Source organism: Pedobacter sp. PLR (genome assembly GCF_026239675.1).
Classification (GTDB): Bacteria; Bacteroidota; Bacteroidia; order Sphingobacteriales; family Sphingobacteriaceae; genus Pedobacter.
In genome coordinates this window covers 233,869-245,585 of record NZ_JAPIVQ010000009.1, presented here as the reverse complement: position 1 = coordinate 245,585, position 11,717 = coordinate 233,869, and the positions used below count along the sequence as shown (strand labels likewise).

13 protein-coding genes are annotated in these 11,717 nt (G+C 39.8%); 8 read left to right on the top strand and 5 right to left on the bottom strand.

The window, feature by feature from the left end:
• Positions 1-65: 65 nt before the first annotated feature.
• Together OQX61_RS21420 and OQX61_RS21415 are read right to left on the bottom strand one after the other, a co-directional pair.
• Positions 66-575, bottom strand: coding sequence for a PPC domain-containing DNA-binding protein (locus OQX61_RS21420; RefSeq protein ID WP_265843860.1), 510 nt, complete (start codon positions 573-575; stop codon positions 66-68).
• A gap of 41 nt (positions 576-616) precedes the next feature.
• The gene (locus OQX61_RS21415) at positions 617-1,624 is read right to left on the bottom strand and encodes a cyclase family protein (RefSeq protein WP_265843859.1); all 1,008 of its coding nucleotides are present in this window, start codon (positions 1,622-1,624) and stop codon (positions 617-619) included.
• Between the two features lie 575 nt (positions 1,625-2,199).
• Here OQX61_RS21415 and OQX61_RS21410 point away from each other — a divergent pair.
• The 4 genes from OQX61_RS21410 (at position 2,200) to OQX61_RS21395 (ending at position 4,224) form a co-directional block, all read left to right on the top strand.
• Positions 2,200-2,424: a helix-turn-helix domain-containing protein gene (locus tag OQX61_RS21410; protein ID WP_265843858.1), complete on the top strand. Its 225-nt coding sequence runs from the start codon at positions 2,200-2,202 to the stop codon at positions 2,422-2,424.
• On the top strand, positions 2,421-2,744 hold the full coding sequence (locus OQX61_RS21405) for a HipA N-terminal domain-containing protein (protein ID WP_265843857.1): 324 nt from the start codon (positions 2,421-2,423) through the stop codon (positions 2,742-2,744). Before OQX61_RS21410 ends, OQX61_RS21405 begins: the two co-directional genes overlap by 4 nt.
• Before the next feature lies 1 nt (position 2,745).
• Positions 2,746-3,696 (top strand): HipA domain-containing protein, encoded by a 951-nt coding sequence (locus tag OQX61_RS21400; protein ID WP_265843856.1) that lies wholly within the window; start codon positions 2,746-2,748, stop codon positions 3,694-3,696.
• Positions 3,697-3,777: 81 nt separating this feature from the next.
• Positions 3,778-4,224 (top strand): hypothetical protein, encoded by a 447-nt coding sequence (locus OQX61_RS21395; RefSeq protein ID WP_265843855.1) that lies wholly within the window; start codon positions 3,778-3,780, stop codon positions 4,222-4,224.
• Between the two features lie 131 nt (positions 4,225-4,355).
• On the opposite strand, the gene OQX61_RS21390 is transcribed toward OQX61_RS21395, so the two are convergent.
• Positions 4,356-4,742 carry a cupin domain-containing protein gene (locus OQX61_RS21390; protein WP_265843854.1) on the bottom strand — a complete coding sequence of 129 codons (387 nt, stop codon included), beginning with the start codon at positions 4,740-4,742 and terminating at the stop codon, positions 4,356-4,358.
• A 300-nt stretch (positions 4,743-5,042) separates the two neighbouring features.
• Between OQX61_RS21390 and OQX61_RS21385 the strand changes: the two genes are divergently transcribed.
• Positions 5,043-6,428 carry a Gfo/Idh/MocA family oxidoreductase gene (locus tag OQX61_RS21385; protein WP_265843853.1) on the top strand — a complete coding sequence of 462 codons (1,386 nt, stop codon included), beginning with the start codon at positions 5,043-5,045 and terminating at the stop codon, positions 6,426-6,428.
• Here OQX61_RS21385 and OQX61_RS21380 read toward each other — a convergent pair whose 3' ends face one another.
• Positions 6,429-7,169 carry an AAA family ATPase gene (locus tag OQX61_RS21380; RefSeq protein ID WP_265843852.1) on the bottom strand — a complete coding sequence of 247 codons (741 nt, stop codon included), beginning with the start codon at positions 7,167-7,169 and terminating at the stop codon, positions 6,429-6,431. It abuts the gene before it with no gap.
• A 303-nt stretch (positions 7,170-7,472) separates the two neighbouring features.
• Here OQX61_RS21380 and OQX61_RS21375 point away from each other — a divergent pair, with 303 nt between their 5' ends.
• Positions 7,473-8,615 carry an acyltransferase family protein gene (locus tag OQX61_RS21375; RefSeq protein ID WP_265843851.1) on the top strand — a complete coding sequence of 381 codons (1,143 nt, stop codon included), beginning with the start codon at positions 7,473-7,475 and terminating at the stop codon, positions 8,613-8,615.
• Between the two features lie 94 nt (positions 8,616-8,709).
• Here the strand turns inward: OQX61_RS21375 and bla are convergent, their stop codons facing one another.
• Positions 8,710-9,609 carry a class A beta-lactamase, subclass A2 gene (gene bla, locus OQX61_RS21370; protein WP_265843850.1) on the bottom strand — a complete coding sequence of 300 codons (900 nt, stop codon included), beginning with the start codon at positions 9,607-9,609 and terminating at the stop codon, positions 8,710-8,712.
• A gap of 321 nt (positions 9,610-9,930) precedes the next feature.
• On the opposite strand from bla, the gene OQX61_RS21365 reads away from it, so the two are divergent.
• Both OQX61_RS21365 and OQX61_RS21360 read left to right on the top strand, forming a co-directional pair.
• The gene (locus OQX61_RS21365) at positions 9,931-10,476 is read left to right on the top strand and encodes a hypothetical protein (protein WP_265843849.1); all 546 of its coding nucleotides are present in this window, start codon (positions 9,931-9,933) and stop codon (positions 10,474-10,476) included.
• Between the two features lie 184 nt (positions 10,477-10,660).
• Complete coding sequence (locus tag OQX61_RS21360; protein WP_265843848.1) at positions 10,661-11,692, top strand: saccharopine dehydrogenase NADP-binding domain-containing protein; 1,032 nt, start codon at positions 10,661-10,663, stop codon at positions 11,690-11,692.
• Positions 11,693-11,717: the final 25 nt, after the last annotated feature.

The following is an 11,717-nucleotide window of genomic DNA, read 5'->3' as shown; positions in this document are numbered from 1 at the left end:
GTAATATAAAAAGCCTCCTTTGAAACGGGTTTCGCAGGAGGCTTTGACTTGTGGTTTTAGTTTTCTTATTCTTCGGGATCTAATTGCAGCACATTAGCATTCAAGGGTTGTTCGATCTTTCTTTCCAGCTTTTGACTGTGTACGGTAACCGTTATTTCCATAGAACCGGTTCCTACAACCATCGCTAACACATGGCCTCCGTAAGCTTTAAATTCCTGATCTGTGGCTACTCCATGGATATGAAGCGATGGTTTGCCTGCTGTCCAGCCTATGGATCCGGTAAGACTGCCCATCTCTACCCGTTTGAATTCCTTTGGGTTAAACTGTTTCTTATTGTAATCGTAAAAGCCAAAAGTAACGCTGCCTGCGAAACCCATTCCATAGAAATTTGCCGATGGAATTTGCTCTTTTTCTGCCAGTTGTTCCATCGCTTCAAAAATGGAATCACCTTCCCTAAGGACCATCAGGTACCCGGTAGGCGTTTTAACATAGCGGTTAATGGCAGACTTTTTTTCCTGCGCATAGGATTTAGTCAATAGGAGAATGGCGATAAATACAAATAAGATCTTCTTCATAATAATTACATGATTAAAAAATGAGCGGAGTGTTTTTAAGATTAACGGATGGCTACCGGGTTTATGTTGACCTGTGTAGAGCCTTTGTATAGTGGCTGACCTAATACGAATAGGAATTCCCAGGCCTTGTCCTGCACTAGCGCCCGACTGTCGATCAATTCCAGATTATATATTCCGCGTTTTGCGAGCATGTATTGGTTAATTGGGAATTCCTCATCGCTTTTCGGGTTTGGATAAACCTCTGAAGCCCAGGTGTCGCCTCCAAATGCTACAATACCCTGATTGGCCAGCCATTGAGCGGCTTCCATGCCGATGCCTGGTTCTGTTTCAAGGAATTGCTTGTTATCCTTTCCAATTAGTTCCAGCCGGCCCGTATTAAACAGCACCACGTCACCTTTCCGAATGGTTATGCCTTGTTTTTTAAGTACAGTCTGGATATCTGCAACGGTAAATTCAGTGCCACCTGGCACGATGGCCTTTCCATAATGGGTGGTCATGTCTAAAACCAAACCACGGGTAACAATTGGGGGTACCTTTTCTATGCCAAGCCTTGTTACGCCCTCAACAGTTACAAAGTCGACAGCCTTGTTGCCGTTGTAATAGACATTGTCGATACCGATATGTCCGATACCATTAAGCTGAGTTCCTACACCTGTCCAGCCGTTTACAAGTTCGTCATTGAAGCTGAACTTATTTGGTCCCATGGTTTTACCGGCTTGTTCTCCCGGCTGAATGTTATACAGGTTGAAACTACGGTGACGGAAGGCTGGTAGGTTTTTGTCTACAGGAACCGCAAGAGGGTAGGTCTTACCCGTTTTCACTAATTTAACGGCTTGTAGCACCATTTCCGGACTCAGTAAATTGGCTGCACCGATTTCGTCATTTGCGCCGTAGGTGGATGGATACCAGTCGGCATGGGTACCTGGGTTTTGGCTTTGTGCATACGAGGGGCTTCCACTTGCTAATAGTAATCCCGCCAGTCCAGCTGTTTTTAAGAAGTTTTTGGTCTTTATGGCTTTAAGGGTTAAGCCTGATTTTGTGTATTCCATTTTGATGTTTTTATTGCGATCAGATCATCAATGATTTGATATAGCCTGATCGCTTTTGAATTGTACAGGGCAAAGTTAGTTCGCTTTAAATCATTATTAAAATAACCTGATTCATAGTATTGTATCATAATTATGATATCAACATAGGTTGATCCGCTCTATTTGGCTTTGTTAATTCTTATATGCATTTGCATATAAAACGTTGTTTTTGATTAAAATACGAGCAAATGCATATAATGAAAAGGTCTTGATCATCCATACTTTTTTTCGGGCTTAGGGTTTAGTTGGGTGCTTATTCAATGGTTAATCCAGATCAGGCTACAAGTATGTAAGTTCAGCGGAACGTTTATTAGACTATTAGTACTTAACCTATTTTAATAAGTTCGAAAAGATAGATACTGGCTTGAAACAGAAGTATGGATGGATGTGCTTTGATTATTTACGCTGCTCTATCTCGAGATATTTGTATTGTTATTTGTTATATGCAAATGCATATAAATCACTGTTTTTGTTGGAATTATATGCATTTGCATATAAAACATTATATTTGAGTAAAATACGAGCAAATGCATATAATGAAAAGATTATCAGAGTTCATTAAGGACAAGCGAAAGGAGGAGGGATTGACTCAGGAGGAATTTGCTGATCGTGCAGGCGTGGCACTTACAGTGATCAGGAAAATCGAACAGGGAAAGGAAAACCTAAACCTCTCCAGTGTGAATCAGGTATTGGCTATGTTCGGGCAAGTACTTGTACCAATGGATAGTAGCGAAGTGTCAGGAAATGATTCGGGATCATGAGAAGTGCAGAGATATTTTATCAGGATGTGTTAGCTGGGATACTCATTGAAACAGATGACGGAATATACACATTCCAATATGACAGTGAATATGTTAAAGAATATCCTGACCAGTTTATCACTTTTTCAATGCCTGTTACTGAGGAAATCTACAGAGAAAAACGGCTGTTCCCATTTTTTGAAGGCCTGATACCCGAAGGCTGGCTTTTGGACATTGCCTCCAAAAACTGGAAGATCAACCAAAATGACCGTATGGGACTGCTTTTGGCATGTTGTCAGAACTGTATTGGTGCAGTAAGCGTAAAACCAATAAAAGATTGAAATGAGTAGGAAGTGTTTATATTGTTATAACGAGCTTGGAGCTGCAATTCAAGGGGATTTTCATGGGCAGTGCAGTCTGGAAATTTTCGGTACCAGGGAGCAGCCTGAATTTTCCTATTCATTGGAACAGATGGATGAGCTAGCTAAAAATGTCATCGAACGTAGTGTTGCAGTTCCAGGTGTGCAGCCTAAACTTTCGCTGACGATGGTGAATGCAACTATGGGGGGTGACAAAGCTGGGCGATTGACTGTAGTTGGAGCCCTTGGAGGAAATTATATATTCAAACCGCCATCAGCAATCTATCAGGAAATGCCGGCCAATGAGCACTTGACCATGAGAATGGCAGAATCATTTGGCATGAAAACGGCAAAGTCAAGTCTCATTCGCCTTAAATCCGGAGAACTATCTTACATCACAAAACGTTTCGATAGGACCGATGAAGGAAAAAAAATACATATGATAGATATGTTCCAGATTTTGGAAGCATTTGATAAGTACAAAAGCTCCATGGAAAAGGTGGGAAGTGCGGTCGGCCAGTATTCCAGCCGTGCTATTTTTGATAAGCTTTATTTTCTTGAGCTTACCATTTTTAGCTTTCTTACGGGTAATAGTGATATGCATTTAAAAAACTTTTCCATGATCTTAAATGGAGAGAAGTGGATATTTTCACCTGCCTATGATCTGCTGAACGTGGCTATTGTAAACCCGGCAGATAAAGAAGAGTTAGCTCTAACCTTAGAAGGTAAAAAGAGAAAACTTAGTGCAGAGCATTTTGATCGTTTGGGTAAAAACCTGGGGCTTAATGGCAAACAGATTGGCAAAGTATTCGAAAGATTTAATGGTTTTAGGGATGTGGCGGAAGGATGGGTAGACCGGTCATTTTTATCTGATGAGTTCAAAGAAAAGTATATCGGGTTAATGGATCAGCGATATAAGATTCTTTTTAAATAAGCACTGAAAAAACCTATAATCAGGGAGTGTTCAGCTTATTAAATTTGTTGATATTGAGGCAGATAAATCGTAAATTAGAGGATGAGAGCATTAGTTGAAATACTTAAAGAAGATTTTCCTGATACAATCTTAGATGTAAGTGCTACTCCTTATAATATATATTCAGTCATCGTCTCAGCAGATACTGATTTATCAAAATTTGCTGGTGTTTTGGAAGATTTATTACCTGAATATTTCTCCGGTGACGAGCCCATATCAATTTATGTATCCAAAATTGGTGAGGATAGGGAATTGCTTATTGAGATGAATCCATCGTCTAATAAAGTGTTGAAGCTGGAGCTGTTTATTGATGGAAGGAGTCAGGTTGTTACAATTGTTGATATGACAGGATCTGATGATACCTATGCCGTTTTAGATGAAAATGGAAAGTCATTCGGGACAGTATGTTATGAAAATGGTTGGGAATGTGAAAGTGAGATCCTTAAACCATATGTCTTAAAAATCAGTGAAGCGATTGAAAACCGTTAAAACCTAAATTGGCTGTTGTTGGTGCAGCAATATGGGTTGTTTGAAATCTTAAAGTCAGGATATGTTCCAGGTAAAGAAAGTCCTGGTCTTAACCGATAAGACTTTCTTTATACTTTAAAAAGCGGCAGTCATCAATTTTTTGTTTTGATGGTTTTCAGTTCCGTTACAATCAGTTTAACAGTGGCATCGCCGATGTTTTTAGCCATGTGGGTTGTGGCAACCATATACATCGCATCTCCTGCTTTAAATTCTGCAACCATTGGCGCTTTTCCTTTGTCTGTAATCTCCAGCTTTCCATCTGTTAAGGCGTAGACTATATGATCGGGGTGACTGTGCCACGGCACCGAATCCATCGGCGCTATCTCAACCTGCATTACCCGTACCTGATCATTTTCCAGGATTACTTTCTTATACGCATTTGGTGCCACTTTAACTGGGTCTTGTGCACGCACATTTGCACTTAGGGTCATAAATAATCCCAAAAGCAAAGACATTGAAATCATTTTAATCGTTTTCATAAGATTATGGATTTAAGTAAACAATTCGGAGCGAACCTAGATGGTAATTAAAAACAATTGGCTATCATAAAGGTTTCATCTGGCCTGTCGGCCCCGGGAAAGCTACAATGCCCCTAAAAAGTCAGACACCTTATAGGGCATTTTTATGACTAACTATAGCAATTATTTTAATTTTAAACTTACCTTTCGGTAGAGAAGGGAAATTAAGTGCAAAGGATGTCATAAACCAAATATAAACTTGTAACCAAATTTTAAATGAGAACCACAGAATTTTCAAGACGACATTTTTTAAAGCAAACAATGATGATATCTGCTGCGGCAGCACTTGCCCCCGGCATGTTGATGGGGATGAGTAAGGGAGATATAAAATTCGCCAGCCCTAACGAAAGGGTAAATTTAGCCTGCATTGGTATCGGAAACAGGGGGGCTGAAATTATCCTCGATCTGTATAAAACAGGCCTTGTTAATATTGTCGCCCTGTGTGATGTGGATATGGGAGCGCCACAAACAGTTGCCATTTTGAAACAGTTTCCCGATGTACCACGCTTTCAGGATTTCAGAAAGATGTTTGATAAGATGGCTAGCCAGATAGATGCCGTCACTGTTGGTGTACCTGATTTTTCACATTTCCCCATCACCATGATGGCTATGGGTTTAGGAAAACATGTATATGTAGAGAAACCGATGGCCCGTACTTTTAATGAAGTAGAGCTGATGATGAAAGCCGCCAGGAAACACCCTAAGGTAGTCACGCAAATGGGTAATCAGGGACATTCTGAAGCGAACTATTTTCAATTTAAAGCATGGAAGGAGGCTGGTATCATTAAGGATGTAACCTCGATAACAGCACATATGAATTCCCCAAGGCGTTGGCATGGATGGGATGTTAATATCAAATCTTTCCCGCCTGCCGAAGAAATGCCTGCCAGCATCGATTGGGATATCTGGCAAATGGCCACAAAGGGGCACAGTTATAATAAGGATTTCGTTAATGGGCAATGGCGTTGCTGGTTCGACTTTGGCATGGGGGCGCTTGGTGATTGGGGCGCACATATCCTGGATACTGCTCACGAATTTCTTGATCTGGGCTTACCCTATCAGATTAACCCGGTTTTAGATGGACATAACGATTTCTTCTTTCCAACCTCATCTACGTTAACCTTTAAATTCCCTGAAAGAGGTAATATGCCGGCATTAGATGTTAACTGGTATGATGGGGTTAATAATTTACCACCAATACCAAAAGGATACGGTGTTTCCGGTTTAGATCCGAATATACCAGCGCCAAGTACGGGAGCAATAGCACCGGCAAAATTAAACCCTGGAAAGATCATTTACAGCAAAGAACTTACTTTTAAAGGAGGCTCTCATGGTAGCACGTTATCGATTATTCCCGGAGAAAAAGCGCTGGCTATGGCTTCCTCACTTCCGGAAGTTCCATTAAGTCCTTCAAATCATTTTAAGAACTTCCTGCTGGCTTGTAAAGGAGAAGAGCAAACGAGGTCGCCATTTTCCATAGCCGGTCCGCTTAGTCAGGTATTCTGTCTGGGAGTCCTCGCTCAGAAATTAAATACAAAACTTGAATTTGACAGGGAAAGAAAAGTAATTACCAATCATAAAATGGCCAATGCTTTGCTTGTTGGTCCGCCAGCACGTAAAGGTTGGGAGCAGTATTATAAAGTGTAACTACGATTCATCTTCTTCTGGTTTCAGTAAGTTGTGGATCATCGGTTTATGGTTGTTCAGGAAGGATTTTGTAATGATGTAGGGCTCCGTGTCCTCGTATTTAACTTCCCTTATTCCGCTTTCATCGAATTGATATATTTTCGCATTCGGATAGGCCAGAAGGATAGGAGAGTGCGTAGCAATGATAAATTGTGAATTCTTTTTCACCAGGTTATCGATGAGACTTAGGGCGGTCAATTGCCGTGTTGGCGAAAGGGCCGCCTCAGGTTCATCAAAAAGATATAAGCCGTTACCTCCTAACCGGTTTGCCATGACTGCTAAAAATGATTCTCCGTGTGAACATTCATGCAAAGAATCAATGCCATAGTTTTTAGCGGTTTCCCCGACTCCATCAAGATAAGTGGCAAGGTTGTAAAGACTTTCTGCACGTAAGAAAAAATAGTCAGCCGGTTTACGATAGCTTTTTGAGCTTTTATAATGATCGGAAAGTGATAAGTCTGGTCTTTCTTCAATCTGGCTGTGTTTTGAACCACCCTCTCTGGAAATCCCTAAATATTGTGCCAATGATTCAATAAATGTAGATTTCCCTGAACCGTTTTCGCCGACAATAAAAGTAACGTCAGCGTGGAATTTAATCACAGGCATGTTTCTGATGGCGGGAATGTTAAAGGGGTAGTTTTCAAAGGATTCAATGCTTCCTTCTTTTATTCCAATCTCTTGCAGGTAAGGCTTGAAATCCATACGTTTTAGGTTAAATACTGGTCTTGATTCTTGCCAAAGGTACGTGATTGTCAGTTCTCTTTAGGTATAAGCCAGGAGCCGCTGCTGAACGGCTTTAAGCGGCAGAATGTCTGTTGTCTTACAGGACTGAACTTTTTAATTAAGTATTTTCGTTATTGTTCATTTTTTATAGATCTTTTGTCTACTTTGCGGTAACATTCAAACTAGCCGACACCACATATACCATTTTATACGATTTCGTAAAGGGGGGAATAGCGTCTTTTTGTGATGGACCTCTTTTTAGAAATTAAATTAAATATATATATGGAAAAAAAAGTGCAGGGAGAGATGGGATGGGTTAATCTATTACGCGTAATTGCTTGTTTTTTAGTGGTTTTATCCCACAGTTGTGATCCTTTTGTAGCGCAATTCGATTCGAACCGGGGAGCTTTCCTTACCGGTGTGTTTACAGGAAGTTTTGTCCGGTCTTGTGTGCCCTTATTTGTGATGATGTCCGGCGTTTTGCTGTTACCCATCAATATGAGCATGGCAGATTTTTACAAGAAAAGAATTGTCAGAATCCTGATCCCACTTGTTTTCTGGTCACTAGTCTTACCAATATTATTCTTTGTTTATCTGAATTATATCAATCCTGGTACTCAAAACAAGGCATTAAGCCTTGCTAACCATACTTTTGATGCTACTTTCAGTAACCTGTATATGTTCATTTTCAATTTCAGTTTTGCAACCATTCCATTGTGGTATATGTACATGCTGGTTGGACTTTACCTGATCATGCCGGTGTTTAGCGGCTGGTTAAAGCAAGCGTCTAAAAAGGACATTCAGCTTTTTCTGTGTGTATGGGGAATTGCTTTAATGTTACCTTACATCAAAATGCTGGCTCCGGTATTGGGTTACAAAGGGAATTATGGAAATATGGGCCTTTTTGGCGTCTGCGACTGGAACGATTACGGTACCTTTTATTATATTTCCGGGTTTACCGGTTACTTAGTCCTGGCTTATTATTTAGTAACTTATCCGTTGGACTGGAGCTGGAAAAAGATGCTCAGCATCACCATCCCAATGTTTTTAGTCGGATATTTTATCACTTCATTTGGATTTATCGAGACTCAGAAGCACTTCCCTGGCAATTATGCCAATCTTGAAATCGTATGGTATTTCGCCGGTATCAACGTCTTTATGATGACTTTCCCTGTGTTTGTGATCGTTCAGAAAATGAATATCACTTCTACTGCCGGGTTGTCGAAGCTAGCTTCTTTAACCTTTGGAATCTATCTGTGTCACTTTGTATTTGTAGAAGTCGGTTATGATGTGATCGAGAAGATCGCTTCGCCATTACCAGTATTGTTTAAAATCTTAGGTATTGCTTGTTTTACTTTCGGAATTAGTGCTTTATTGGTGTTGTTGATGAAGGCATTTAAGCCAACACGCCGTTTCATTATGTAAGATAAAGCGTCTTTAAATAGAAAGAGGGTTAAACAAACATCATTAATGTTCGTTTAACCCTCTTTTTTTTGTTCTCGAAATTACTTCAGCTGGGTTATTTAGATTTCTTGTTAAAGTAGTCCCAAACCAGCTTTGATATATCTGAAATGATTTTCTCGTTGGTCGCCTCATTCTCTTTTGTATTGCAAACAAAAACTGCTATCGCATAATGTTTTCCATTTGGCAAGCGGATAATTCCCATGTCGTTAATAGCCGAAGTAATTCCTGCTTTATTAGTATCGGAAGTGCCGGTTTTATGGCCAACAATCGTTCCTTTTGGCAATTGTCCTTTAAGCCTGTTTACACCTGTACTGGTTTCCACCATTGTGGTCCATAAGAAGTTGAAACTCTCTTTTGATAACAGATTTTTCGTGTAGAACTTTACTAATAGATCGGTGATGGCTTTAGGCGTACTCCAATTAGAGAATTGTACATTCCATTCTTTATGCATTTCTTCCTCATTTGCCTTGATAGCCACATCTTTGATACCCAGACTATGAATGTAGTCATTGATGGGTTTAGGACCTCCAAGTAGCCTCATCAGGATGTCACAGCCGTTATTGTCGCTTAGTGCAACAGTAGATTTGATGATTTCTGAAAGGGGTAAGTCCACCTCTCCATTGGGATGCGCATCGCGGATAGGGCTCCAGGTATCCGGCAATAGATCACTTTTCTTAATGTGGATTTTCTGCGACAAGCTAAACCGGCCTTTATCTACCTGATTTAACATTGCCATAGCAATGTGAAACTTGAAAACACTTTGCATTGGGTAATGCTTGTCGCCATTAACACTAAGCGTATCCTTGTCTTCTATTCCATATACGGAAACGCCTACATCGGCTTTCTTATGGGCGAGAACTTGTTGTATCTGTGCTCTTAATTGTTTTTTCTGAGCGATACTTGAGAAGAATGCACAAAGTAAGATCAGACAGGAGAGGTATATTTTTTTGTTCATGATGGTCGTTTAAAGTTTTAACGTCAATAGGATTAAAATTGTTGTGAATAAATTTCAAATGAAACAAAACTGATCAGGCTACTTTGCTAGCTGCCTTCAGATTTACAATTTGACAGGAGCTCCGTTAACTTACAAGATATAGATAGATTGTAAAGATAAGAGATATCCTATGACTAGTATTATAGAATTTGCAACGCGCGCTGAAATTTTAAGTGATCAGATAATGAGTTGAATAGGGTTTATTCTAAGTCTTTAGGTCATTATGGCCTGGTCTTTGCAATAATAGTGTCTAATCATATTATTACTATTTAATTGAATTTAATGAACAATTTTTCCCTGAAATCTCTTCCTAAACTAGCCATCATAGCAGCAACCACTGTGTTCTTTTCCTGTAATCTGAATACTTCACCTGATGACTTTTTTGGTAAAGCAGTGCTAAACACCAATACCATCAGCGATTTTGGAACTGATAGATTGGCAAGACATATCCAGCAGGCAACACTGGAGTTTGCAGATATACCTTCCTCTAAGAAAAAAGGGGATGAGGCGCAAATCTTTATCAATAATAAGGTGCTATACATGGAAAAGGTGCTGAAAGACGTTAATGAACTGCCTGAAAATGATGATACCAAAGAGATTAAAGCTTTGTCTTTAAGTACATTTGAATATGTGCTCCCTGTTTATAAAAATGAATATACAGCCTATGCAAAACTTTGTGATGCAAAAGGACCGGAAGATCAGAAACAAACAATCATTCAAAATATTGAACAGAAATATGTCCCTAAATTTGAAGAGAAGTTTGCTTTATTGCTGGAAAAAGGAAAAGCATATGCACAAAAGCATGACCTGAATGTAAAGTGGGACTAACAAAGATGTGCTGATATCTTTACATATATATCAGAGGCTGCAAATGAATGTACTTTTAAAAGTATTTTCATTTGCAGTTTTTTTATGTCCTGGAAACAACGGACCTCTTTGATTTTTGGACATTTGTCCGCTGTAAACAGGTGCTTTTGAAACAACTTTGCCAGCTGAATTTATCAATTTACAGATGCAAAGATTAAAAAACAATATCCTCGTAGTAGGCGGAAAAGGGCTGGTTGGCAATAAAATTGTCAGACTGCTACAAGAAAGAAACCCAAAAACAGCAGTTTTTATAGGAAGTCGTAACCTGGATCCGGCGTTGCCAGATGCATTGCAGATCGACGTTGACAATCCCGGTTCGTTTACTTCAATTGCCGAAAAGAACATCCAGCTAGTTGTGTTGTGTGCCAACGATAAGTCAAACCATATCTTAAATTACTGTATCGAAAACGGGCTTGATTACATTGACATCACCAAACCGACTCCGGATCTTGAAAAGGCATTGCGGTTTACAGAAAACAGAAAGGTGAATAGTCAGATTGTATTCAGCTCCGGTTGGATGGCCGGACTGGTGAGCAGCCTGGCCTTCCTTGTTGAACCTCATAAAGAGAAAATCCAGGCGGTAAAACTATTCGTTTACTATTCTGTCAATGACCTGGCAGGAGTAAGCTCCGCTCATTTTATGGCAGAACATGTGGCAAAACCGTTTAAAGGCTACCTGGAAAATAAACTGATATGGCTCAAACATTTCTTAAACTCAGAAAAGCATCATTATTCTTTTGGCATAGGAAAGAGGCAGTCCTATAATTTTGATACCCCCGACTTATTCATCCTCCATAAAGCGGAAGGAATACCTACCGTTCAGGTAAAAATGACCTATAATTCTGTGTTTATTACCTGGCTACTGGGCGCTTTTCAAAACATTAAGTTGTTTGATGTCCTTTCCTTATCGATGAGAAGACTGATCTTTAGTGCCAATGGGAAAGGAGACCAGACGCTATTTGATGTGATCGTAGACAATGGAAAGGAAAACAGGAAAATCGCTGTTCAGGATACACTAGGGCAGGCCCACCTAACGGCTTTTTGCACAGTATTACATATAGAAGCGATGTTGAAAACAGACCAAAAGGATGGAGTTTTCTTTAGTCATCAGTTACATCAACCACTGGAGTTTTTGAACCTGATCAGGTCATCAGAGGCGATTAAAGTTGAAATGTAACACGGAATCGCTGTCAATCTAGTTC